We start from the raw sequence: 24,641 nt of genomic DNA, 5'->3' as shown, positions 1-24,641 counted from the left end.
ATCTCTTGCAGGCCATGAGCCTTGGACCGATGACAGGGATGCTGGTGATCTTCGTGTTTCTCTTGATCATCGGCATTTTCATGGAGGCGATCCCGGCCATGTTCATCCTCATTCCGGTGCTCATGCCTCCCGTGCAAGCACTGGGCATCGATCCGATCCATTTCCTGATCGTGACCGTCATGACGCTGACACTTGGTCTCGTGACCCCGCCTGTTGGTGTCTGTCTGTTCGCGGCAGCTCAGGTTGCCAACATGAAGGTAGAGGACGTCATCCGCGGCTCGCTCGCGCCAATGGCAGTGTTGACGCTCGCGATCTTCGCGCTGGTCCTCTTTCCGGTCCTGACGCTGGGACCGATACGCCTGCTAGGAATGTACTAAGAATGGTCGATGCTATAACGGACCTGCGCCTTTCCTGGGCGCAGGTCCGTCCAATCCTGGTTATGGGCGTTGCCGGCACGGGAAAGAGCGAGATCGCATCCCGGCTCGCGGCTGCGCTTGGCGGCACATTCATCGAAGCCGACAGCTACCACAGCGTCGAAAATGTCGAGCGCATGCGTCGTGGCATCGGTCTCACAGACACCGAGCGATGGCCTTGGCTGTCGGCTGTGGCGGTTGCCGCGCTTGAAGCCGGCACGCCCGGTCCCGTGATCATCGCCTGTTCGGCGCTCAAACGCAGCTACCGTGATTTCCTGCGCCACAGGATCGGGCCATTTTGGATCCTCTATCTCGCCGGGTCTCCTGAGTTGATCGCCAAGCGGCTTGCCGGCCGAAAGGGGCATTTTGCCAGCGGATCGCTGCTTGAAAGTCAGATGTCGACCCTGGAACCTCCGTCAGAGGACGAGGGGAGCGTCATCCGCGTGGATATACGCTTGGCACCGGAAGATATTGTTGCCGCAGCGCTTGCCCGCCTTGAGAATGAGCATTCAGTTTAGGACTTAGCAGGCATCCAGTTCGGCACGCAACCAATCAAGGAATGTGCGGACTTTCTTACGGCGGAGATGGTCGAACGGGCAGACGATCCATTGGGTCACCAGTCGGATGGTCGGATATGTGGTGACCGGGCAGACCAGACGACCCGAAGAAAGCTCTCCCTCCATCATCAACGTGCTCTCGAGCGCAATGCCCATGCCACCCACGGCGGCATCGATCGCCATATGGCTGCGGTCGAACAGCACCCGTTGCCAACGCTCCGTCGGCGTCACGCCCGCCAAGGGAAACCAGGTCGTCCATTGGGCTTGCGACTTGGCGGAATGGATGAGGCGAAAGTTCGGGAGCTCTTCCGGTTTGAGACTGCCAGCAGCCGCGTAGCCGGGCGCACAGACTGGCAGGAATTCCTCCTCTGCGATCCCTTCGACAAACAGGCCGGGCCAGCGCCCGTCCCCGTGTCGAAGCTCGATGTCGACGATTTCCTGGTTGAAATCGGTCGGCTCGTTGGTACCATCCAGCCGGACTTCAAGATCAGGTTGCTCATCAAGGAATGCGCCAAGCCGCGGCAGCAACCATTTATTGGAGAGGGTTGGCGTTGCTCGAATTGTGAGGCTCGTGACGGACCGAAAGCCTTTTATCGTCGCCGTTGCCTCGGCGATATGCTCCACTTGGTCGGCGATCATTGAGAAGTAGCGCTCACCTGCTTCTGTCAGCACGATTCCGCGGCCGGCTTTCGCGAGCAACGCGACGCCGAGTTGCAGTTCGAGTGTCTGGATTTGCTGACTAACAGCTGACGGCGTGACACTGAGTTCCTTGGCGGCACGCGAAATGCTGCCCGCGCGGGCGGCGGTGTGGAACACGAAGATCGGCTTGATAGGAATGTGCATTCGTGGTGTCCATAGAAGGTTTGGATCCTTAGATCACCTGTTGTCCGTCCCGCCAAGTACCGCGGAGGCGGCAACGCAGTAATGCGTAATCTCCACTGCATTGCTGCGTTGCCGAGCTGTAAGAAAACGAGCCACGACAGATTAAGGACACAACGATGCACTCGAGAATACCCATAAGAAGCAGAACATCACCAGCCGCCTCTGGGAAGGCCGTAAGTGGCCGCGAAGGCAGCTGCACTTGCGTCGATTTTGCGGTGACGTACCGACCATTCGCTTAGCATCTGGCGACAAGCATGGTGCTGTGGTGGGGCCCCGGCAGGAACCTGTCTAAGTCGATTAACTTATTGTAATTGCGGTGTTTCACTCAGAAGTATGTCGCGATGCCAGCACTGGTGCCAACACATTCTTGGGATTTTATGGGATTTCTGTGGACGGAGTTGAGTATTGCGAGAGTCCAGCCCTGTGGATTGTATTGATCGTCAAATTACCCCTGTTCCTTCGCAGGTGAATCGAAACTACAACAGTCCGGTTACCGTTGCGGGGTCGGTTCATGTCTGTCGAATTCTGGAAGTGGTTGTTTGGTGTTGTCGCCTCTAGCGGGGTGATAGGGGTGGTGGCCCTTTTAATGCGTGACACCTTGGCAAAGTTCTTTTCAAAGTCAGTCGAGCACCGGTTTGAGAAGAAGCTGGAGACGTTCAAGGCAGACATCCGGGACAACGAAAAGGAGCTAGAGCAGATCAGGTCGTTTCTAGTTTCGGCCCGGAGAGATCGCGATTCCGCTATCCAAACGAAACGTCTGGAGGCGGCTGAATTGTTGTTGCGCGCCCGTCACGGACTTTCTCATTTTTCGATGCTCGTCGAATACCTGAAAATCCTGAACACCGAGCAGATAATAAAGGACGGCGATGATCCGAAGATCATTGAGTTTATCGAAACGCTTGTGAAGCCGTTCGACATTGACGAAAAGATCAAACTCTTAGGCGCAATCGATAGGACACTTCCGAGGCTTTATCTCAGTGACAAGTCGTTGAAGGTCTTCGACGCTTACGAAAGCATAATCATCCATGCTGCGATGATGATGAAGCTGCTTAGTCTGCCTCTGCGTAACAAGAGCGGGCTTGTTAACGCCGGCACCCTCTCCAAAACGGTGGTGGAGATAGTACCTGGCGCGAAGGAGGGATTTGATAAATGGGGTGAGGGATACGCATACCACTGGGCAAAATATTTCCACGACGAGATTTTGCGACATCTTCGTCACGAAGTGTCCGGCACCGATGATCTGAAACGGGATACGGAATCTATCGAGCGTCTAGCGATCGATTCTCGCCGTGCGCAGATCAATGTCCGCGCATCTTTGGAACAGGCAGGCCTTCCAGATAATTTGATCAAACCGGACGAAAGCGCCGCGGCGAGTTCGTCCGTGGCTGAGAAGATATAGCCTTCAGGACTCTGATCTCCCAATCTCTGCTGCGCAATACCGTATTCGGCATCGGCACACGAGCGACATTCCGGTGCCAACAACGGTGCCAACCAATTGAATCGCTGGGGTGTCCAGACGTGTCCCATGTAGTCCAAAGAACCTTGGAAACGTTAGGGTCTGGGAGACGTCTGTGGACTGTATTGGACGTCTGTGGACGAATTGGTGGGCCCGGCAGGACTCGAACCTGCAACCAATCGGTTATGAGCCGACGGCTCTAACCATTGAGCTACAGGCCCCACTGAAAGAAATCTAAGGACGGCTGGGCGACAGATCAAGTTCGTGTTGTTATGATTTCACGTGGCGTTCAAAGGCACTCTCGCGATCGGCTACGACAATGAGCTTGCCGGTTGTCTGTGGCGATTTGCGCAGGGCGGCAGCACTACTGGCTTGATTTAGCATACCGCGAAAAATAGGTTGCCCGACGACGTAGCAATAGGCGAGGGCAACATGGCGACGGGTAAGGTAAAGTTCTTCAACGCAGACAAGGGTTTTGGTTTCATCACGCCTGATGCCGGTGGCACTGACGTGTTCGTCCATGTCTCCGCGCTGCAATACGGTGATGTCCTGAGGGAGGGCCAATCGGTCTCTTACGATCTTGGCCAAGACCGCAAGACAGGAAAGTCGAAGGCCGAGAACGTTCGATCGTTCTGACGACCAGTTTCTTCGATGAGGCCCGGCCTGTCCCGAGCCTCATACGCCAGCCTATTTATTAAGCGCGTCCTTGAGGGCCTTGGCTGGTGCAAAGCTCAGCTTCTTTGCGGCGGCGACCTTAATGGTCTGCCCCGTGGCCGGATTGCGCGCTTCCCGTTCGGGAGTGTCCCTCACTTTGAACTTCCCGAAGCCTGGGATCGAAGTCTCGCTGCCCGAGACTGCCGCCGCAGTGATCGCAGCGAATACCGCTTCGACGATTGCCTTCCCCTGAACCTTTGTCAGGCCGTGGGTTGTGGCAATCTCATCCGCGATTTCGTTTGTAGTTGTCATGATCTTCCCCTCTTGTTGATCGCGGAAGAGCTTGGCAGGCAGGCGAATCCCTGTCATCGGCAAGCACAACGGCCGGCGCCGCTTCTGTGGGATTTCCACAATTAGATTGGTTGCCAGGCGCTCCCCATCATTACAGGGGTGTTTTCGGCGGCCGGCTTGTCGTTTAGCTTGTCCAGCTTCCGGACGAAGACAGGCAAGCTCATCGTTATTCGGCTTTTCGCGGGGACAGGAAAACGAATGAAGTCGCTCACGAGAACGACTCACTGGGTTCAGGCCTGGACGAGATCGGATTTCAGCCACTCGGCCGGCGGATTGTCATAAAGAAGGGAGTGCCCCACACGCCCCTAAGGATCGCCGTGCGCAAGCCATCGAAGCCACGGTAGCGAAGTGAGCCGCAGCCACGCGAGCGTTTCAGGTGGCTGCGACACTCTCGTTTTGGACCACCCCTCCGCTCTGAAATGCGATTGAGCATTTGCTATTTACTAGACCCCACGGAGTTCCCGTTGGTCGGGAACTTCGATGCGGCGTCTGCAATTTTGCTGTTCGGCGGCTTATCGAAGATGCTGTTCCGCGCTAAAATGTGTGTTCCTTCAGTTTAGGAACTCGGATGAGCCGCACACGCGAGTGGAACAGATCTGACGCCGAGAAAGACATCGCCGATGTTCTCAACGATGCGAAGACTGGTGCGCTGCAACTTATCAAAGACGTCGGCGGCACGTTCGAACTCCGATTTATCAAAGACCCGGGATCGAAGCGGTCGACAGCCGAGTTCCTGGCTCGTGGGGGTCCATCGGACGACGAAACCACATGATCGCGCCGCCGGTCACGCGGGCTGCGGATCAGACCAACGATGGTCCCCAAATTTTGCTGTTGGCTCACTCACTCGCTCATCGCGGTAGATTTGCCAGTAGCGGCTTTTGTCCTCTTCGGGGCGTACGACGCCGTAACCACGGAAGACGCAGGCGATCTAACAGTGGCGGTGACAGCAGGTTGGTTTGCCTCTGTTGGCAGAGCCATTGATCCTGGATCGGCTGATAGATGCCGGGCAAGGGAAAAAAGGCATTTATGAGCGCGAAGTCGCGTATGTTCAGTGTTGCGAGGGGCATCTCGTGGGCGATCGCAATCGCGGCGATAAACAAATCCTGCCCTGGCTTCCGGTTTGCGGATTTCGGGTTCACGAACCATAGGTTTCGGAGCGGCGGCAGTTGTACATAGCCCCGAGGTAGCGTGCGCAGGCCGGGGTGACTTCGGGATAGACAAAGTCAAGTGTTAGAAGTTCATCGAGCCATGACCGTAGTGGCATTGCATTTGGGGAATTGATTGCCTGAGCGTTGACCACGCCTCGTTCAAGCTCAACGAACACCGGAAAGGGAATCGCTAAACGCGCCTGTCTTCGCAGCCAGTCAGCCAGCACCGGATGCGGTTTCTTCTTCCGTGCCTCGCTTAAAATGTTGGTGTCGAGGAGAAAAACATCGAGGACCATGCTTGAAAATCCCTCGGCTGGCTCAATCGCAATGCCCCGAATGTTGAGCCTATTCTAGTCGGCACGTGCGTTTTGGTCGAGATCAAAAGTAAGCGGTGTTTTGAGCCCATCTCCCGGATCAACTTGAGCGCGCGTTGTCGATAAACTGTCACCAGTTTTTTCATGGGACGTTTACCGTGAGTTGTTATCCGTTGACGTCGAACGGAGGCCTTTCGGTGGACAAACTTAGTGCGATCTGGGGCGAGCTCACGCTCGGACCAATAAGTATTTTTTCTGCGCTTTCGATGTTGGGAATAGGTACCCTCATCGTACTTTCATATCGTGACATCGATTTTAAATGGGGCGTGTATTTGGCGGGGGCGATAGCGTTAATTCGCTCGCCGCTAGTATGGTATAAGCGGCAACTGCTCGGCGACCCCGATGTAGCGAGCTTTGTCGTTACCATGGCGCTCGCCACCTTTCTTGGAATGATCGCCCTTTGGGCTTTTTTCCGGTTGTTTCATAAGAAAAGAACCCGAGCTTAAATCGTTGCGACGTAGGCCCACGGTAGAAGCTCATCGATCCGGCTTTGTTTGTGGCCGTTGACGATAGCGGTGAGCGTTCTGGTCAGATAGGCCAACGGATCAACAGCATTGAGTTTGCAAGATTCAATGAGCGAGGCAATGGTCGCCCAGTTCTCTGCGCCCGCGTCATGTCCTGCAAAGAGTGCGTTCTTGCGATTGAGGGCTATCGACCGAATGGTGCGCTCGACGCCGTTGTTGTCGATCTCGATCCGAACGTCGGTCAGGAAGAGCTTCAGGCCATCCCAGTATTTGACGATGTAGGCCAAGGCTTCGCCGAGTGGGGACTTCGTCGCAACACGGGCACGGTGATGGACGAGCCAGGCCTGCATATCGGCGATCAGCGGCGCAGACCGTTCCTGTCGCCCGGCCATGCGAGCCTGTGGATCAAGGCCGCGCAATTCGGTTTCGACCCGATACAGTTCACCGATCCGTTTGACGCCGTCCTCGGCAATCGGTGCGGTTCCTTTGCGGGTGATCTCCACCAACTTGCGGCGGGCATGCGCCCAACAATAGGCAAGCCGAATGTTCGGTCCAATCCTGTCGTATTCGATGACTATCGCTCGGTTGGACTGCGCGAAATCGCCGCGATCATTCCCGAAGCCACATCCAAAGATCGTCGACCTGTGGCGACGCTGGCAGTCGGTTCCAACCTTGTGAACTTGCTACATTCGTTGGCTTCATCCCCAACTGAATGCACTTGTGTTCCAAAGCTTCGATCTCCACGTCGGTCTCGCTAAGTGTGGCAAGCTTCACGGTGAAGCACCATGGGTGGGTCTCGCGGTGTTCGCCAGCATTGAGTTGAAGTCGGCTGTCGGAGCGAGCCGTAAAAATGATCCGACGGTTGAAGGTGAACACGAGATAGTCGTCTGTCGCGAGGCCGCTGCTGCGACTAATCCTGGCCTCTGTCACGCAGAACTTTCCCGGTGGTTTCCGGGCGGGCAGTTCCGACAGGAAGAACGATCGCGCGTTTTTCAAGTCTGGAAATTCGCTTCTGCTTAGTTTTACAATGCGCATGCTTGGAGCCATGTGGGAAAGATCCATGATCTTGCTCCGAGGTTACTCGGAGAACAGGTTTGCGTATTCCGACAGTATGTAGGCGGCTAGCAGCGCCTCCTCGATTGCGTCGATCTGGGCGGCGACGCCAGCTTTGACTTCTATCTGGCGTACTCCAATGGAAAGAGATGCCGTTCCGTCTTTCTGGATTACGGAAATGGTATCTGGCCATTCATTTCGGAGGCTCAGGATTTCCTCCACCGTCCTCCTCGGGAAACCCAATTCCACTACGCTCTGGTCGACCTTGTGCCGGAGCTTGACGCCCTTCGGAAACTTGTGTGTCTTCAAAATGATCCAGTTTGATTTTGATCCCCTCGGGCCCGGTTTGACCATTTGCAGGCGAGGATGCTTGCGTCTCAAATGCTCCCAGTATTCCTGGTGGAACTCCGTGTGGACGGCGCTTACCTTCAACACGTATCCGCGCCACCCTTGTTCGATCGCCTCTAACATCACGCGGTGCCGCCAAGCGGCTCGACGCCCAGCGAGCGAAGCGAACCAGCCGGCGATCAATTCGTATTCCACCTGGTGGTCGTAGTGACTGTCGGAAGGCAATCCCTCAAGGTAACGCCGTGGGGCGCACATAACCGTAAGATAGGCGTCGAACTTCCCTGCCTCCCGAGATCGATTTCCGCGGATATGATACCGTTCGTCCTGTTGGTCTTGCTCAGGCGCGCCGATCTTATTCTCGATGAGGACACCGATCCGCGTGCCGCCAGAATGAACGCGCAAAAGAAGATCCGTCTCGCCATCAATGTCTGATACGCTGTGCCACGCCCCTCCGGGCCGGACTGGACCTAGCCCAATATGCCGCAGAACCACGAAGCAAAGTCATCGCTAATGTGGAACTCCTCCATGAGGAGAAGATCGACGTCGCGTTCCTCGACAGATGCGAGATAACGGCCGATGTCGTGTTCGTTCTCGTAAGAATCGGGCACTCTTCCCTCCCTGGCCTTGTTCTCTCCGACGTTTCAGGAACGCGCAAGGATTAATTCCATTTATATAATAGATATGAAATATATGTGTAGGCAAAAAACACGGGAGATTTGCGATCCTGCCTGCTCACTGCGGCTTCAACGAGCGCGGGTTCCATGCCATGTCGGTCGTATTTCATTCTGCGAAACTTATAAACGTGTAAGTTGATGTAGTTACGCACTAGACCCCTGGATGTGTTTATGCATGACTCCCGGTGAGTTCGCGACGGAGGAAAGCATGAGCGACATCGGTTTGGAAAGCACGGCGGAAGGACAGGAACAGTCCGTTTTCGACAGCAATCTGTCCGTTGAAGCGAAGATCGAGCGCGCGAGGACCGAACTTCTCGATCTTTCTGCTCGCAACCGTCTCCTGAATGTTCCCCGGTTTTCGAAGAGCGCGAAGACCTTAGATATCGTGGATGAGCAGTCGGCGGAGGTGTTCCGCATCCTGGTCGGCGAAGGTAAGGCGATGACCTTCCTGGCGGGAGCAAAGGGCAGGGCCCCCAAAGAAGGGGAACCGGAAGAAGAACTGGTCGAGCTCGCTCTCCCCTATGATGATGACCGGGACGAAAGTGGACGTCTTGTTCGCCATGGAGATACGAAGCTCCAAACCCGGATGACTCCGAACGCCCTCCAGAAGAGATTGCTCGACCTCTATTTCGATGCCAGGACTCTCGAAGAAGAGCAGGGCGTGAACATCCTCTTCCTCGGGCTCGGCACGTTGAAATGGGTCGACCCCAACAACGCTGAGAACATCCGTTATGCTCCCTTGATCCTTGTACCGGTCCAGCTTGAGCGTGGCAGTGCGGCCGAACGCTTCAAGTTGAGGGCCCGGCAGGATGACTTTGCTTCCAACTTGTCATTGGAGGCGCTTCTGGACCGAGTGCACAAGATCCGCATGCCGGCCTTCGAAGCAACAGACGAGTTCTCGTTTACCGATTACGTTGCCGGCGTAGCACAAGCCGTTTCGATCAAACCGACCTGGTCAGTTCAGCCTGACGATATCGTCCTCGGGTTCTTCTCGTTCGCGAAGTTCCTGATGTATCGCGACCTGGATCCGGCGAACTGGCCAAAGGATGCAAAGTTCACGGACCGCCCACTCATCACATCGCTGGTATCCAACGGTTTTTCGCAAACCGAGGAGCTGGTGGGCGACGATGCCAAGATTGACGACCACATCAGCCCCAGCGAGATGACGCACATCGTCGATGCGGACAGTTCTCAGACGATCGCAATCCACGAAGCGCGCCGCGGGCGCGATATCGTCATCCAAGGTCCCCCGGGCACAGGCAAATCACAGACGATCGCGAACATCATCGCGGCTGCGGTCTCCGACGGAAAGTCCGTCCTGTTCGTCGCCGAGAAGATGGCAGCGCTCGAGGTGGTCAAGCGTCGACTCGACCAGGCTGGGGTTGGAGATGCATGTCTTGAGCTACACAGCAACAAGGCGAACAAGCGTGCAGTTCTCTCCCAACTGCAGCACACGTGGGAGCTGGGGGCTCCAAAGGGAGAGTCGGGTGCCGCACTGAATCAGCGTCTGACAGATACAAGAGATTCCCTAAATGCCCACGCCGGGCGCATGCACCTCGTGCATCTGCCATATGGATTGTCGCCGTATCAGGTGATTGGTCATCTGTCGCGCTTGCGTCGGCAGGGGATGCCGCCTTCCGAGATCGAGCTTTCCAACGGAACGACGTGGTCACCGGAAACGAGAGAGCGCGTCGTGATGCTCCTTTCGGAGTTGGCGGAACGCATCAAGGACATAGGATTACCAACAGTTCATCCCTGGTATGGCGTCGGCCTGACCGGGATCACGCCTCTCGATCTTGAACGCCTGGTGAGGAGACTGGCGGATGCGCAGCTAGAGCTCTCACATGTCAGGACGGCGATAAACGACGTAGCCGCCGAATTGAGTCGACCTGCTGCTCCGACGATTGGGGCTTTTGCCGACGAGGCGGCACTTGCCGCCCGGCTCGCTACGTGTCCGCGGCAAGCGACCAACGACGCGCTCGCGAATGCGATTTGGGCCAGCCAAGGTGAGCAGATCGCCAAAGCGATTGAAGGCGGCTCCACGTTTGAACGTCTTTCGGACAAGTTCAAGTCGCTGATGAGCGAGCAGGCCTGGGGCGTCGCGCCCGCGCCGCTCCTCTCCCAGTTCGAACGCCTTCCAAAGGAGTTCCCCCAATCGGGGTTTGATACGATCGCGCAACTAACGGGGCTCGTCCCGCGGTTCCTCACCGCAGCCAACGGGTTGCGGACAATGCTTGGAGTAAATGCCTCTCCAACGCTCTCGTCGATCGAGCGGCTCATCGCGATTGGTCAGCGCGTCGCAGACGCCCCGGACGCGAGCCCAGATGCTTTCGTGGCGGCGATCTGGGAACGTGGCCTCGATCAGGCGAGTGATCTGGCCGAAGCCGTAGCGACCTTCAAGCAAGTCAACGCGGAGTTGGGTGGTAAAATCTCCGATCAGGCGTGGGATCTGGATCTGGTCGCAGCGCGGACCACGGTTGCCATGCACGGAAACCGTTTTTTCAAGTTCCTGAGCGGTGACTGGCGCAAGACAAAAGCGTTGCTCAGAACGGTAATGGCGGAGACGACGCCGGCTGAGACAGTCCGTATCCTTGATCTCCTGCAGCGGGGCAAACAGGCTCGCTCGGTCATCAAGGACGGGGATTCCCTCGGACGTTCCGCTTTCGGCGCGGACTGGCGAGGAGAGCGCTCGGATCCGAAACCCCTCGAAAATCTTGTGTTATGGATGCGGAGCCTGCGAGGTGTCGGCACCGAGGCGCGTCAGATCGCCAGCCGATTAACCGACAAGCAGTCGGTCGCAACCCGTTGTGAACAAGCGCAGTCGCTCCTGTACGAAACGAGACGGCATCTTCTTGCTCTCTGGACCGACCTCGGCGAGGTGGCGGCCATTCTCTTCCCAGAGGCAACCGATCCCCTGGAAGTCTCGCTTGTTCAGGCTGCGCCGTCGCTACGCGAGATAAGCGAGGCCGATCGCGTCTATACGGAGTTGACGCGCGTAATGCCGGAAACTGCGGGCGGCCGCGTACAAATGCTCCGGCTTCTCTTCTCGCTGCAGAACCTCAAATCCACGATCGAAGCTGCCGGCGAGATGGGACGCGCCGCCTTTGGATCTGAATGGCATGGGCCGCAGTCGAACTGGCAGTCCCTGTCAGAAATCAGCCAATGGATATTCGACAACCAGGACATTAGGACACTGGCATCACGGGTTGCCAACCGGGCCGCCGTTGCCGCAAATGCGGCCAGCGCCGTTAGGGCCGGCGAAGCGTTCGGCAAGACGATATCGGAGATTGGCGAGTTTCTGAAGGCAGATCCGACCGTCGTGTTTGGAGCTCCAAGCCTGGGTTCGGCCCACCTCTCTCGCATCGATGAGAAGCTTACCGAGTGGATCGCTACCGAAGAGCAGCTTTCGAAATGGGCTGCTTACAAGGGACGTGCGCAGGATGCGACGGCCGCTGGGATCGGTGAGGTCGTGCAACGTCTTGAAGATGGTCGTATAAGACCTGACGGCGCCATCGCGTCGTTTGAGATGGCCTTCTACGAAGCCATACTCCGGCATCAACACGCGGCCGACCCGGAACTCGCCCGCTTCGACGGTGAAGTCCACAGCCGATTGGTCACCGAGTTCGCAACGCTGGATAAAAGCCGGATGGCGCTGTCTCGCCTGGAGGTCGTGCGGGCGCATCACAAGCGGATTCCTCCGGTCAGCGGAATGGGGCCGGTCGGCATTCTACGTGGCGAGATGGCGCGCCGTCGTGGGCATATGCCGATCCGTCAGTTGATGCAGAAGGCGGCGCCTGCGGTTCAGGCTCTGAAACCCGTGTTTATGATGAGCCCGCTGTCGATAGCCCAGTTCCTGCCTCCTGGCGTCCTGGAATTCGACATCCTCGTGATGGACGAGGCCAGTCAGATTCAGCCCGTCGATGCGCTGGGCGCAGTAGCGCGTGCGAAACAAGTGGTCGTTGTCGGTGACGAACGACAGCTGCCCCCGACACGCTTTTTCTCGAAGATGACGTCCGGCACTTCCGACGAAGACGACGATCAGGATGGTGCGCAGGTCTCCGATATCGAAAGCATCCTCGGTTTGTTCTCAGCACGGGGGCTGCCCGAACGCATGCTTCGGTGGCACTATCGCAGCCGTCACCAGTCGCTGATCGCTGTGTCGAATTCGCAGTTCTACGACAGCAAACTCTTCATCGTGCCCAGCCCCTACACAAAGGAAGCTGGCATGGGACTTCGCTTCCATCACGTACCAGCCGGCATATTCGAGGACGGCGCAAACAAGGTGGAGGCCAAGGTTGTCGCGGAAGCCATTATCCGGCATGCGCTCCAGTCCCCTAACCTCTCGTTGGGCGTGGCTGCGTTTTCGATCAAGCAGCGTCGGGAGATCCAAGATCAGCTGGAGCTCCTGCGTCGGCACCATCCGGAAACCGAGCAGTTCTTCCATTCGCACCCGTCCGAGCCGTTCTTCGTAAAGAACCTTGAAAACGTTCAGGGAGACGAACGAGACGTCATCCTTATCTCCGTCGCGTATGCCCGGAATGCGCAGGGATACATGGGAATGCGCTTTGGACCTCTAGGTGCCGAGGGTGGGGAGCGGCGGCTCAACGTCCTCATCTCGCGCGCAAAACGCCGTTGCGAAGTCTACTCCTCGATTACCGACGAGGACATCGATCTCGAGCGCGGAAAGGGCAAGGGCGTCTTCGCGTTCAAACTGTTCCTGCATTACGCCCGCACCGGGCGGCTCTCGATCACGCAGCGCACCGATCGCAGCATGGATAGCGTATTCGAGGAGCAGGTTATGACCGCGTTGCAGGACAAGGGCTATCAGGTCCACCCGCAAGTCGGCATCGCGGGCTTCTTCATCGATCTTGCGGTGGCAGACGACCAGGTGCCCGGGAAGTACCTGCTGGGCATTGAATGTGATGGAGCCTCGTATCACGAGTCACGTTCGGCTCGCGATCGAGATCGCCTCAGGCAGGCGGTGTTGGAAGACCACGGTTGGACGATTCACCGGATCTGGAGCACCGATTGGTTCCAGCGGCCTAAGGCGGAGCTGGATCGCTTGGTTGCCGCCATCGAGCGGGCGAAAGCGGACGCACTCTCCAACGCGGAGAAGTCGTCTCCGTCCCCGGCAGTTCCCGTGGAGATAGTCACCATAGAGAGGGCCAACCTTACCGAAGTGGGACTTCAAGCCGTTGCCGAACCGGAACGTAACGCCTTCTACCGAGAGGCCGAACTCCGACCGCATATCTCCGGCGAATTGCACGAGCTGCCCACCGGGCGCATGGTCGAGCTCATCAGGGATACCGTGTCGGTCGAAGGACCGATCCACCGCGACGAGGTCGTCACCCGGATCCGCAGCGCATGGGGACTTCAGCGAGCAGGAAACCGCATCGATACCCACGTAGGAAATGCGATCCGTGTCGCCGTCAACGGAGGCGAGATTCACCGATCCGGCGACTTCTTGTTGTGGCCAGGCTCCACGATCTCGCTGCGTGATCGTAGCAATGTGAGTTCGCTTGGATTGAGGCGTGTCGAGATGCTCCCGCCTATGGAGATCGATGAAGGGTTGAAGGCAGCTGTACAATCCAGTCTGGGAGCCACTCCGGATGAGGCTGTAAATGCGGTTTCAAGAGGGCTCGGCTTCAAGGCGACGAGCAGTCAGTTGCGCGAAGTCATCCTGGCGCGCGTCCAGATTCTAAAGGGCGATGGCGTCCTAGTGGAGCGAGAGGGGATGCTGTCCTCGAACATCGCGTAGCGGTTAGCCTCGGGGTAAGGGCACCATGAAGACCTGAGGGCGCGTTGGTCTGTTTAGGGATACCGGTGGTTCGGGCCGGTGATCCCGGCAGCATGAGAAGGCATCGTCACCTTTCCTCCAACACCGCCAGCAGAATTTCGCGCTGGTCGTCTTCCAGGAAAACTGATTGGCGTACGAGAAAGTCGTCGACAAACGCCTCGTCGACGACCTCGGGACTGCAAATGATCTCCAGCTTCCGTGTAATGGGATCGATCAGGTTTTTCGCGCGGAGTGTCACCAACACCGTGATCGGCTTCGCCGGGTCCGAGGGATGGATGTAGCTCTCCGTCTTTGCCTTGTGCCCATGCAGCATCGATCGGCATCGGTGTGTCTCTGTAGTCACGGAGCCCCCAAGCGATGCGAACTCATGTTCGGCTTCCCAAGGCGATCCCGATTGGTCGGAAAGCAAAACGTCATCCGCCAACCACATTGCAGGGACCGGGGGAGTTGGCGGAGCGAGGCACCAGTCGTTGAAGCCCTCCATATCGCTCGGTTCGACGAAGATGGCGTTCTGCAGGCTCAGTTCGAGAGAGATTATCTCCTCCGGTGCTTCACCCACGTTCTCGATTTCGATCGTTAGGACGTATGCCGCCCCGAGCACCTGTAGCCTGCGCAAAAGCTCATGCGGCTCAAAATTGAAGCGAGTGTAGTACTCCTCCAACTCGTGCACATAGTCGCGTATGTCATTGTCAGTCAGGTGCCGAGTGTTGAGCGCACCGAAAAATCCGTCGTCGATGCCATATTTGTCGATGAGAGATTGCGGGGATCGGATGGTCTCGGTGTTCCTCAACGCACTACCCATTTGCGTGAGATACTTGGCGACGTCGAAGGTCGGAGAAAAGCCGGATGGAATGACGTGCCGGCGTTCGGTCGAGAAATTCGCCAGTTGCGTCTTTGGGCGCGCTCCTTGAGCCCGCTCCAGTTCACGGATGCGGGCTCGAGCCGTTCTTAGCTTTTCGTCCTCAGGCTCGCTCCGATCTGCCTCCCATTTTTCGGGCCTCAAGGCTCTCATGTGCGCATCACGGGCGACACGAATGGGTCTCGCGTCATTCGCTACGATACAGATTTCAACTGACAGGCGCTTCTGTTCAAAATGGTATTCGGCGACAATGCGTTCGTCGGCATGTTCGAGATCGAACTGCTGCTGATCCAATTCGTGTGCTCTTGGGCGGTTCAGGAAAACGAAGTTTACGGGCACCTCGCAATCCTCAATCGAGTAACAGTAATCCTGTTCCTCTGCCTTCTTCAGAAGCCGTTGAAATTCGCGCGCCCTTTTCAGAAGATAACCTGACGCCGTGTCCTTGTGGACGTCCATCTCCGCCTGGACCTTCGCCGAAACCAAGATGGTGACTGACGTTGCGTGTGGGAAAAGCGTCTTCCAATCTAGCCTCTCGATGTGACCGAAGTTGCAGAGGATATTCGTGTCAACGCCGACGAAGATTTCGCTCATGATACCTTCTCACAATAGGAGGCCAGTCTGATTCTCTGGGGGAATTATAGATCCTCCTAATGGACGTCAAAGCGGCAGAATAGCTGAAGAAGACGTCGCGCCGGTGCTGCAACGTGGAAGGGGCAGGGCTGGCACCTGAATACGCGCGAACGAAGGACGGTGAGCGATCATACCACGGCAAAGGCGGTAGCAGGGAGTACCGAACTCGGCGGCGGTTCACTTCCGTAGCGCGCGCACCTCTCAACCAAAAAGGACAAGCGCCTCACTCAACACATGCGGCTCAACCCAGTTCACCACATACGGTTCATTCACCGAGCCGGAGGAAACGAGGTACGTGGGTGGTGACTTGCCAGCTGGCAACAATGCCGCCGTCAACTTGTTGCTGTAGTAGGCGCCGGTGTCGAGGCTCACGCGTGATTTGTAGACTTCGGGGCGATGGCTCTCTGGAACGTGATGGCCGTGAACCACGATCTTCGGAAGATATCCGGTATGGGTGAGAAGTGGCTGGCTCTTCCACCGCATGAGGTACGGGTCCTGTTCGTCCAGTGGTATCGAAGGCACGATCCCGGCGTGGACGAAGAAATGGTCTTCAGTTTCGAGACACGGCAATGCCTTCCGAACTAGGGCTACATGGGTGGAATGCTCTTCCTGGAATATGGCAGCCAGCTCGTCCGTGAACCGTCCATATCCATCTTCATCCTCATACTCGTAGCCTTGAAGCCCGTATGAAGCGACCGTCGCGTCGCCGCCATTATGGCGCCAGCCGCGCGAATACGCGGCACCCTTGTCGAGAAAGCGGAGGAGCAACTCCTCGTGGTTACCCTGTATCAAGGCTGAGGCAGGCTGCCGGCTGAGCTCGTGTTCGACAAGATCCATGGCTTGTCGAGAATCCGGACCACGGTCGATGATGTCGCCGAGGAAGACAACGCGCGAACGCGGAAGGCTCACATAGATGTATTCGAGCATTCGCTCGAGCAAGTCTGCCCGTCCGTGTACGTCACCAATCGCTACGGTATCCATGCCCCACTCCCAGTTGCCCCAGCTTCCTTGAGGCAGAAGTCTCAGAAAAGGCTTACGAAGTGTCCACCGCTTCAAAAAATAGAGAAGTTGGTCAGATCGCGTTACCCGCTGGCCGATCCATAGTTCTGCTTTTTTGGCCTCGCCCGCCTCCTAGAGGCAGAGCATTGCTCTCGCAGAGAGGCCCCACGAGCATTCGGTCATAGCGGAACGCTCAATTTGTGAGCATCTCACGAGATTGTGATCGATCGGGCGGCCGAGGCCGTGATCGTTCGCGGAGCCGATGGAGCGGGCTTCGCTTGCCCAAAGGCGCGCATGCGGGGGAGCCGCGCCGGGAGGCCGACCCGCATGCTGAGCGAGATTGTGGTTGTCGGCGAAGTTGTAGTTCGATCCATCTAAGCCCTGTACGGACAAAGGATTCGGGCTTTCGGGATCTGATAATTCGCATTGGCGGGAAATTGAACTCGAATTATCGACGGGAATCCTTGTCGCAACTCGGCCGGCCGGTCCCAGCAAAGGAATTCATTTCCTTCCCTGCAATCCGCCTCGATCGTCCATGATGGCGAGATCGGTTCCCCAAAGTCCCGAGCCCGCCAGCTTCATCCGTGAGCGCCCGCAAAGTTACAAGCGAAAATTCGAGTAAACGAAACCCTAAATCGACCTGCCCGCGAAGCGTCCGTCAGTTTGCCGCGACTTTTGCATCGAATTCCTTATGGGCCACGAGGCAAGGCAAAGGTTTTCGAGATGAATCCTTCAGTCGATACAAGGATTTCATGTCTCTCCCATATTCCATGAATTTTCCTGCGTGAAATCTGGATGTACACGTAAAAAGTGCATAGCGAAAGGTGCGGTCAGCCGCGAGGGTGGACGGTGAAAAAGCAGATATACCGCTGGTTTCAGGAAGGTCTATGCGCAATGCCCCAGGGGCTTGGCGAGCAGGGGGCAGTGCTATACCAGTATGGTTATTGCGCCGAGCACAACTCATGAGAGTGAGCGGGGCCGGCGCCGGAAACGAAAAACGAACTGTGCGGGTGAAGCAATAGAACGCTGGCGACGCAGAAGTGGACACGACGTTCCGTATGTCGTTTCGACCAGCCCAAATCGCAGTCACGACGCATTTACACAGATCAACGTGAGTTGCCCGAAGTGACGGGCGGTCTTCACATCGAAGCAAGCTAAAAGCCGGCGATGTCTCGTCCGGCAACGGGAGAACTGCGACATGAAATCAAAAGGCTCGTGGAACGGCGTTTTGCTATGCCTAATCCTCGTTTGGGGGAATCCGTTCCCCGTGGGGAGGATGGTGCTACCGCAGACTGCCACCTGCGGTACAACACTCCAGACGGCAATCTAAGCTACCTAATCGGGAGGCTAGGATCGCTGGCCCTGGCCTCCCTCGAAAACTCTTGTTCGCCGGGGACGTTTTCGTGCCGAGCCGAGAACGTCACACGGGTGTTCGCATCATTTGCGCAAATACAAACATCGACTCGGTCTGCGTGCATGCCACTTGAGGGAATTGATGGGGCGCTTTACAACTACGCGTCGAGTTTGGTTGTTGCGTGCTTGGGGAGCGGCGGGATGACAACGGATACTTCGGGGCTTCGTGACGATACGGTTGCTGCGATAAGGCAGCGCATAGCGGCCAGTCGAGCCAATCGGACGAACACAAGGCAATTGGTGGCTGATGGCCAATGGCGCTTGGCAGAGCCCGATCTGACGAGGACCGTCGCGTACACCCAGAGGGTAGACCAGAAGGCTGGTCATGCTGAAGCGCAGGTGGGCACAAACGACTTCCAACCTGCGGCTTTCCTAGCCGAAGGCGCAAAGGCCATGAGGGCCGTCGCGCGGGTCGCGCTGAATTCACGCGTAGAGTCCCGGACGGGCACGGGGTTTCTTATAAGCAGCAACCTTTTCCTGACCAACCAGCACGTCATCAATGACGAGAGCGATGCCGAACTCGCTTTGATTGTGTTCGACGACGAACTGGACGAAAAGGGCCGCGTACGTCCACAAACTGCCTTCCGCCTAGACCCTGCTACATTTTTCCTCTCTTCCGACGAGAGGGATTTCGACTATGCGCTCGTTGCCGTGGGCGAACGTGTGCGGGGTACAGGGAACTTGTCCGACTTTGGCTTCGCGCCTCTCAGCAGGACACCGGACCGCCATCAATTGGGCATCTATGCCAACGTCATCCAGCATCCAGAGGGCGAGCGAAAGCATGTCGTTCTGCGGAACAATCTAATCGTCGACCGCGATGAGGACGACGGCCGTCTTCTCTATGAAACGGATACCCTCAAGGGTTCATCGGGAGCGCCCGTTTACAACGATCTTTGGGACGTCATCGCGCTCCATCACTACGGTGAGGTCGAAACAGGGGGCAAGCCAGAAGAGGGTGAGAAGCCACGGCTCGTCAACGAAGGCATTCGCATAAGCAGCATTTACGATGATCTCAGCGCGAAGATGGATGGCCTGTCCGAAGGGAGAAGAGAGCTGCTCGGAGATGCCCTTGTCCTTTGGAAGGCTGATGCCCCAACAGAAAAGGAACTCAGCCCGGCCCCCACCAGGTCGCTCGATGGCCAACTGCAGCAACCAGAATCCGGCTCGGTGCCGAAAGAGGTTTTGAAGCAGGAGACTAATGCGGTGGATCTTGACGGCCCTGAAGCCAAGATTGTCATTCCGCTGGAAGTCACCATCCGCCTGGGGGCAACCACGGAAGACCTGCGGTCGACTGTTTCGACCTCTTCCGAACGCGACTTGGCAACAGAGCCGAGGTCGCAGGCCGAGGCGATGAGGATCGACCGGGACTACTCCAATCGCGCTGGCTTCAAAGCCGATTTCGTTCCCGGTTTGAAGATAGAACTTGGGAAGATGATCGAGCCACTCAAGGAGAGCGTTGCTCCTCTGCTTGAGAACAAGCGAGGCCGCGCCAGTGGGGAACTCGCGTACGAAAACTTCAGTGTCGTCATGCACGGTGATCGCAGAATCGCGATGGTCACCGCGACGAACATCGATGGGGAGAGCTATATCGCCATTGATCGAGATACGGGTCTGCCGGCGGAACACCAGCCCACCCGGGAAGGGGATAGCTGGTACAAAGACACACGTATCGACGAAAGCCTGACACTCACCAACGACTTTTACGGTGAGTGGAGCCACTACTTCGATCGCGGACACCTGACCAGGCGCAACGATCCGACGTGGGGACCGAACGCGCGCCGTGCGAACTACGACACGTTCCATTTCACGAACTGCTCGCCCCAACACTGGCAATTCAACCAGTCGATCCGGTTCTGGCAGGGGATCGAGCGGTATATCCTGGAGCAAGGGCTGTGGGAAACTGGTCTGAACAAGAAGCTCACAGTCTTACAGGGACCTTTGTACGATGCCCCTCAGCCAAAGTACGCCGACGACGTTCAGATTCCGAATGCGTTCTGGAAGGTGGTCGCTTGGAAAGGCGAGAGCGGTCTCAAGGTGGTTGGACTGGTGGCCGACCAGACGCGTCTGCTACCGATCAAAAGGCCTAAGGGCACTGGACGTCCCGACAAAGATGCGTGCGCCGACGTTCAGGAGTTCCGTTCCACGGTCAAGGACATCGAGCGAAGGAGCGGTCTCAATCTCTCGGCGTTGGGTTCATTTGACACAGCGGGGGACGATTTGCCGAAAGTCGGCGAAGCTCGGCAACTCATTTCCAGTTTTGAGCAGTTCAATGTGCGTTGAGTGGTGGTTCGGTCCATCGGTTGGATTCTGCTCAGGGAGTTCGCATTGCTATATGCTTGGGTAGACGGCGTGAAGCGGCCGCCGGCGGCTAAGGGAGAGCGCACAACGTGCCGTGATTGCGGTGGCCTCCTGACCGCTGTGATGCCAGTCGAGAATGTCGATCACTGGCGACATAAGGCTGGGGACTGCGATCCGTGGAGCGAGCCTGAAGGTGCATGGCACTTGGGCTGGAAAGAGCAGTTTGAGATCACATCCCGTGAAATCGCGCTCATCGATGCCGTAACCGGCGAGCGTCATAGGGCGGATGTCCTTTGCGGGGGTGGCACCGATCGCGCGACCGTGTTGGAACTTCAGCATTCCTCAATCTCAGAGGAGGAGCGTGACGCGCGTGAATCCTTCTACGGTCAAGCCCATCGCATGTTTTGGCTTGTACACATTCACAACGAGTCGTCGTTTTTGGCTCATAATTTCGGGTTCTCGCTGGATTTCCGATCAAGGACCCAAGTTCTTGACGGAAAGAACTTCGCGGTGATGCGTTGGTGCGGACGAAGCAAACAGTTCATCGAAAAATGGAAGCGGGCTCGGGCCCATGTCTTTTTCGATTTGAGCGGGCACATTTTCTATCTGGCCGGCGCGCAGGCTACGCAACGCTTGGGCGGCCCATTCGCGCGGGGAGAATTCGCTCTCTGCGAACTTACTCGAGAAGAGTTCGTTAATGCCGTACATTGGCGCGATTAGCCGACTTGGCGAAATCCCGCGGTGCTGGATTGCACTTCCCCAAAGGGCGAGTTCGCCCCACCGCTCGGCGATGAGACAGCTAGCACGCGGTTCAGCCATCGATCATTGAGGTGAGAATGATCTCTCAGTAGGACGTAATAGACGCCGTAGACGCCGCGGGTGTTCACTTTGCTTGGCGCCGCTAAGGGTATCTCCAGCGGTGGAGGGGTATCCTCTCCAGATCACAAGTGCGTCGATACCGGAACGTCGACCGCTGCGCCTTTGCCGGTTGAGGGAGGCGGCTTCTCGCTCGAGTTCAACTAGCCGGCCACGACGGGTCTCGCCGGCCAGGCCGAGAGGGAAGCCGAATGCAAAATTTGGGGTAAAATCGCATTCCGGCCGTGCAACCGTACGGATACCCCGGTAAAAACCTTCCCTGAACACGAGAAGCGGCCAAAGCCCTGTTGCTAGTCGAAGAAGACATGCGGCCCAGCGATGCAGGCCTCTCGGGGCCTGCCTTGGATGCAACCTGCTGGATAGAAACAGATGCTTGATGACGACCACCACGCCGCTATTGAAACTTTCTACCTGCGAATCGCATCAAGCCCAGAAGAGTTTTCCCGCATCATTCGTCCTCAGAATGCGGAGGATTGGCTGCTCAGATTTCAGGCAGACACAATAACGCGTCACATGAGAATACAGCGAAACATGCGGACACGAGCACAGCAGCGAGGACTCGATACCCTCCTCATTGAGGAGCATGCATCCGACTTTACCGAGTACCTCTCCTACTTGCCGGAATATGAGAAGCTCCTCTGCGAGGACATCCCCAGGCGTTATATCCTAACCAACAACTACGATGCCATGTGCTTGCAGACCGACTTCGGGAAGGTCATCATAGTCTCCGAGGTGCTTAGGTACTTTCTCTATTTCATGAATCTCGCGGTGTCGGATGTGCCAGGAGTTCCCGATGACGTGAGGGATTCCGCGCTGCGAATCGCAATGCGCACGATGCTTCTGAGCGAAACGCTCGATTTCGATATGGACCCACGTGGCGCGGTTCCGAAGCCTGTCGATGCTGCGCTAAAGGCAATGGTAAATTGGCAGATGAAGTTTATCGTCGGCCATGAGTTCGCGCACCACATCCTGTGCCACGATGAATCCGGGCAACTGCAGCTTTCAAAAACGCACCGCTTCTCAGATGGGGAGGACATAGGTGAGGTTGTTGGCTACCTGCGCCAGCATGCGCAAGAGTTCGAGGCAGACTGGCACTCGATATCTGTGGTGGATTCTAAGCCAACGCAGCAGCGCCTGTTCGTCGGCGGTGTTTCCTTTCTCCTTGCCTTGTATGTTTTCGAGACCCTTGCAGCTGAAATCGACCCAGCTTTCGGGTCGATCAATACACACCCCCAGACAACAACTCGCGTGAGAAAGCTGCTAGAAGCTTTCAACGATGATCCCGATCTACATATCGAAGATATGCCCAGTATCTTGGAGAACTATGACCATTTGTGCGAAGCGGTATTGGATCAATACCGTGAAGCGCCTGACAACTTCACCTTCTACGGCTCCATCTACCTGGGTTCATGGAGAGGGCCAGTTCGTGTTGACCGCGTGGATTTCTGACGGCAAGAGTGACAATAAGCCGCCGTGCAGAGTTTAGCTTGGGCAAGCGGCGCGCGCTAACGGCATGCCCAAGCTTCGAGGATCACCTCCCGCTGTCAATCGATCATTGGCAGAGGCCAGTTCTGACCACGGGCAAACCGAGATTCGCCACCGTTGCCGCAGTCGATGCAGTCGTCGTCTCGACGAGGCGTAACAAAACGAAGACGCCGCTCGAGCGGGCGAGCTTGTACGGTACCCTGGAAAGCTTCCGCCACGGTCAGGCCGGTCATATAGAACAGGAAGTCATTCGCGGCCTGTGAGGCACTAAGGCTGTTCAGCGTCATCACGCTCGGTGCGGCGGCGTCGGCGCGGTCAACATAGCGCTCTCTTTCACGTAGTTCGACCGAGGTGCTTTCCTCTCGGAGTTTGCGAGGGTCGATGGCCTGGTTGCAAAGAAGGCAGCCTCCGGCTGGCGTAACAAGCCGAGCGGCTGTGTGGACGTTCACAACATCACCAGTGACTTCTTCGACCTGTATCCGGCTTCCGAGCTGAACCCCCGGAACCAGATACTGATGGACCAGACTATTGAAGAGCAGTCGGGCGCGATGCCCGTCAGCGGCCAGAAAGATGTAGTCACAGGTCTTGAGTGCCTCGACAACAGCTTGCGTCTCCATCGAAGTGAAATGTCGCTCGACATGGGCGCTCCGGTTGGCGCGCTTGATGACTCTGCGAGAAAGGTCGACCTTGCGCGTCGCCATCCTCGCCCCCAGTCGTCGCAACCATTCAGGACGTCCTTCGGCTGTGAGCCACGACTTTGCATCCCATCCGGTCGCATCGACAAGCCGGGGTACGTTGCTGATTTGGACGCGATCAGGATCGACGAGAACAAACGAACCAACGCCAAGCCTACCGAGCAGTTCGGCAAGGAGGGAGCCAACGCCACCGAGGCCGATGATGGCAACGCGGCTTTGGGAGAGGATTTCCTGGCCACGTTCGCCGAAAATCCGAACCTGACGGTCATATCGTTCGCGCCTCACAGGATCGATGACGCGCGGGGCTGGCATGAGTTCATTCCGCCGAGGGCCGACGACGATCATCCGACTGACCTCGAGGCGCTTGCACCCAGGCAACCAAATATCTCCGGCGACGGCTTGGTCCGCAAACACGAGAGATCCCACCGGCATACCCTCGACAAGGTCGAGAAGTGCGGGAAAACCCCGCTCATGGGACTCCAAGTCAACGTCGGAGAATCCGACGCGGTTTCCGGGGCCATGATTGTGAACAGCGATGTAGACCAGCTTCTCATCGCGACAGCGCCGCGCCTGCTTGGAAATAAATGGTGCGATCAGTTTGCGATAACCACGCGTCCCCGGAACCCAGTCCCTGCCTTCGACCGCCAAGACGACTTCGCGAACGGTCAGCACGGGGCCGCCGGGCGTATGAATGAGGCCAGCATGTATCACGGCGCCGTGCTCATCGCCGTCGCCGGGAAACAGATGCGCATGCAGTTTCGCGTACATTTCCGAAGAGATGCGAATTTCGCATTGGGTCATTGTTGCACCATCCATTTCAAAACAGTCTTGAGTTTGAGAAGCGGGGACTCGTAGGCAAACGATCCCCGATTTCGCTGCCGCCTCGAAACCATCACGGCGTCCCGGGTTTCCAAAGACGAGCCATCCGCGGGGAAGCGTTGGTTGATGTGAAGAGGCGGACAAAGTGCAGTGCCGTCGGTGCGCGACAAATTGCCGGTGACGTAGAAGGGGTAGGTGTCGTCATACGGACAGGCGTCCGAAAGATAGAAACCCACCCACGTTTTGGCTTGGTTGTATGGGGGGCCAAGCGGAACATCTTCGATGATCACGTTGGCCCCGCCGCTGGGATTCGGCAGGACCTTCACGTCGGAATGACGAAAGTGTTCCCGGATCGCTTGAATGGCCGAGGCAACCCCAGTCTTGAGTTCGGCCATT

Annotated in this window: 21 protein-coding genes, 1 tRNA gene and 1 pseudogene; 10 read left to right on the top strand and 13 right to left on the bottom strand. The window is 57.1% G+C overall.

Going from position 1 to position 24,641, the window contains the following annotated elements:
* On the top strand, window positions 1-377 hold a 377-nt coding region (locus tag ACQ5BM_RS30650; protein WP_429819376.1), incomplete at its 5' end, for a TRAP transporter large permease subunit.
* A 2-nt stretch (window positions 378-379) separates the two neighbouring features.
* Window positions 380-931, top strand: a complete 552-nt coding sequence (locus ACQ5BM_RS30645) for a gluconokinase (protein ID WP_429819374.1) — start codon at window positions 380-382, stop codon at window positions 929-931.
* Window positions 932-934: 3 nt separating this feature from the next.
* Here ACQ5BM_RS30645 and ACQ5BM_RS30640 read toward each other — a convergent pair whose 3' ends face one another.
* Window positions 935-1,813 carry a LysR substrate-binding domain-containing protein gene (locus ACQ5BM_RS30640; protein WP_429819370.1) on the bottom strand — a complete coding sequence of 293 codons (879 nt, stop codon included), beginning with the start codon at window positions 1,811-1,813 and terminating at the stop codon, window positions 935-937.
* Between the two features lie 550 nt (window positions 1,814-2,363).
* Here ACQ5BM_RS30640 and ACQ5BM_RS30635 point away from each other — a divergent pair.
* Window positions 2,364-3,251 (top strand): hypothetical protein, encoded by an 888-nt coding sequence (locus ACQ5BM_RS30635; RefSeq protein ID WP_429819368.1) that lies wholly within the window; start codon window positions 2,364-2,366, stop codon window positions 3,249-3,251.
* 202 nt (window positions 3,252-3,453) lie between these two features.
* On the opposite strand, the gene ACQ5BM_RS30630 is transcribed toward ACQ5BM_RS30635, so the two are convergent.
* Window positions 3,454-3,529 (bottom strand) — tRNA-Ile (locus ACQ5BM_RS30630).
* Window positions 3,530-3,578: 49 nt separating this feature from the next.
* Window positions 3,579-3,830, bottom strand: a complete 252-nt coding sequence (locus tag ACQ5BM_RS30625) for a hypothetical protein (RefSeq protein WP_429819393.1) — start codon at window positions 3,828-3,830, stop codon at window positions 3,579-3,581.
* Here ACQ5BM_RS30625 and ACQ5BM_RS30620 point away from each other — a divergent pair.
* Window positions 3,741-3,944, top strand: coding sequence for a cold-shock protein (locus tag ACQ5BM_RS30620; protein WP_429819391.1), 204 nt, complete (start codon window positions 3,741-3,743; stop codon window positions 3,942-3,944). The genes ACQ5BM_RS30625 and ACQ5BM_RS30620 overlap by 90 nt on opposite strands.
* Window positions 3,945-3,995: 51 nt before the next feature.
* Here ACQ5BM_RS30620 and ACQ5BM_RS30615 read toward each other — a convergent pair whose 3' ends face one another.
* Window positions 3,996-4,274: an HU family DNA-binding protein gene (locus tag ACQ5BM_RS30615; protein WP_429819389.1), complete on the bottom strand. Its 279-nt coding sequence runs from the start codon at window positions 4,272-4,274 to the stop codon at window positions 3,996-3,998.
* A 607-nt stretch (window positions 4,275-4,881) separates the two neighbouring features.
* On the opposite strand from ACQ5BM_RS30615, the gene ACQ5BM_RS30610 reads away from it, so the two are divergent.
* Window positions 4,882-5,085, top strand: a complete 204-nt coding sequence (locus ACQ5BM_RS30610) for a hypothetical protein (protein WP_429819366.1) — start codon at window positions 4,882-4,884, stop codon at window positions 5,083-5,085.
* Between the two features lie 363 nt (window positions 5,086-5,448).
* Here the strand turns inward: ACQ5BM_RS30610 and ACQ5BM_RS30605 are convergent, their stop codons facing one another.
* Window positions 5,449-5,757, bottom strand: a complete 309-nt coding sequence (locus tag ACQ5BM_RS30605) for a hypothetical protein (protein ID WP_429819364.1) — start codon at window positions 5,755-5,757, stop codon at window positions 5,449-5,451.
* Window positions 5,758-5,972: 215 nt separating this feature from the next.
* Here ACQ5BM_RS30605 and ACQ5BM_RS30600 point away from each other — a divergent pair, with 215 nt between their 5' ends.
* Window positions 5,973-6,281, top strand: coding sequence for a hypothetical protein (locus ACQ5BM_RS30600; protein ID WP_429819362.1), 309 nt, complete (start codon window positions 5,973-5,975; stop codon window positions 6,279-6,281).
* Here the strand turns inward: ACQ5BM_RS30600 and tnpC are convergent.
* From tnpC to ACQ5BM_RS30580, 4 genes and pseudogenes are all read right to left on the bottom strand, one after another.
* Window positions 6,278-6,871 (bottom strand): annotated as a pseudogene (gene tnpC / locus ACQ5BM_RS30595) (IS66 family transposase); the annotation flags it as partial. The gene ACQ5BM_RS30600 and the pseudogene tnpC overlap by 4 nt on opposite strands.
* Window positions 6,872-6,908: 37 nt before the next feature.
* On the bottom strand, window positions 6,909-7,361 hold the full coding sequence (locus ACQ5BM_RS30590) for a hypothetical protein (protein WP_429819360.1): 453 nt from the start codon (window positions 7,359-7,361) through the stop codon (window positions 6,909-6,911).
* Window positions 7,362-7,376: 15 nt separating this feature from the next.
* The gene (locus ACQ5BM_RS30585; protein ID WP_429819358.1) at window positions 7,377-8,102 is read right to left on the bottom strand and encodes a hypothetical protein; all 726 of its coding nucleotides are present in this window, start codon (window positions 8,100-8,102) and stop codon (window positions 7,377-7,379) included.
* 65 nt (window positions 8,103-8,167) lie between these two features.
* Window positions 8,168-8,308, bottom strand: coding sequence for a hypothetical protein (locus tag ACQ5BM_RS30580; RefSeq protein WP_429819356.1), 141 nt, complete (start codon window positions 8,306-8,308; stop codon window positions 8,168-8,170).
* Between the two features lie 274 nt (window positions 8,309-8,582).
* Between ACQ5BM_RS30580 and ACQ5BM_RS30575 the strand changes: the two genes are divergently transcribed.
* Window positions 8,583-14,132: a DUF3320 domain-containing protein gene (locus ACQ5BM_RS30575; protein ID WP_429819354.1), complete on the top strand. Its 5,550-nt coding sequence runs from the start codon at window positions 8,583-8,585 to the stop codon at window positions 14,130-14,132.
* A gap of 106 nt (window positions 14,133-14,238) precedes the next feature.
* On the opposite strand, the gene ACQ5BM_RS30570 is transcribed toward ACQ5BM_RS30575, so the two are convergent.
* Both ACQ5BM_RS30570 and ACQ5BM_RS30565 read right to left on the bottom strand, forming a co-directional pair.
* Window positions 14,239-15,621, bottom strand: a complete 1,383-nt coding sequence (locus ACQ5BM_RS30570) for a hypothetical protein (protein WP_429819352.1) — start codon at window positions 15,619-15,621, stop codon at window positions 14,239-14,241.
* A 240-nt stretch (window positions 15,622-15,861) separates the two neighbouring features.
* A complete protein-coding gene (locus tag ACQ5BM_RS30565) occupies window positions 15,862-16,641 on the bottom strand; it encodes a metallophosphoesterase family protein (protein ID WP_429819350.1) in 780 nt (259 codons plus the stop codon).
* A 1,572-nt stretch (window positions 16,642-18,213) separates the two neighbouring features.
* Here ACQ5BM_RS30565 and ACQ5BM_RS30560 point away from each other — a divergent pair.
* The 3 genes from ACQ5BM_RS30560 (at window position 18,214) to ACQ5BM_RS30550 (ending at window position 22,695) form a co-directional block, all read left to right on the top strand.
* Complete coding sequence (locus ACQ5BM_RS30560; protein ID WP_429819348.1) at window positions 18,214-20,352, top strand: DNA/RNA non-specific endonuclease; 2,139 nt, start codon at window positions 18,214-18,216, stop codon at window positions 20,350-20,352.
* A 141-nt stretch (window positions 20,353-20,493) separates the two neighbouring features.
* Window positions 20,494-21,090, top strand: a complete 597-nt coding sequence (locus ACQ5BM_RS30555; RefSeq protein ID WP_429819346.1) for a hypothetical protein — start codon at window positions 20,494-20,496, stop codon at window positions 21,088-21,090.
* 525 nt (window positions 21,091-21,615) lie between these two features.
* Window positions 21,616-22,695 carry a hypothetical protein gene (locus ACQ5BM_RS30550; RefSeq protein WP_429819344.1) on the top strand — a complete coding sequence of 360 codons (1,080 nt, stop codon included), beginning with the start codon at window positions 21,616-21,618 and terminating at the stop codon, window positions 22,693-22,695.
* A 95-nt stretch (window positions 22,696-22,790) separates the two neighbouring features.
* Here the strand turns inward: ACQ5BM_RS30550 and ACQ5BM_RS30545 are convergent, their stop codons facing one another.
* Together ACQ5BM_RS30545 and ACQ5BM_RS30540 are read right to left on the bottom strand one after the other, a co-directional pair.
* Complete coding sequence (locus ACQ5BM_RS30545; protein ID WP_429819342.1) at window positions 22,791-24,227, bottom strand: ThiF family adenylyltransferase; 1,437 nt, start codon at window positions 24,225-24,227, stop codon at window positions 22,791-22,793.
* A complete protein-coding gene (locus ACQ5BM_RS30540) occupies window positions 24,224-24,640 on the bottom strand; it encodes a hypothetical protein (RefSeq protein WP_429819340.1) in 417 nt (138 codons plus the stop codon). The genes ACQ5BM_RS30545 and ACQ5BM_RS30540 overlap by 4 nt, the downstream gene beginning before the upstream one ends.
* Window position 24,641 lies beyond the last annotated feature (1 nt).

It is taken from the genome of Ensifer sp. B1-9 (assembly GCF_050474445.1).
Taxonomy (GTDB): domain Bacteria; phylum Pseudomonadota; class Alphaproteobacteria; order Rhizobiales; family Rhizobiaceae; genus Ensifer.
The sequence above is the reverse complement of the archived record's forward strand: the minus strand, read 5'-3'. Positions and strand labels throughout refer to the sequence as shown.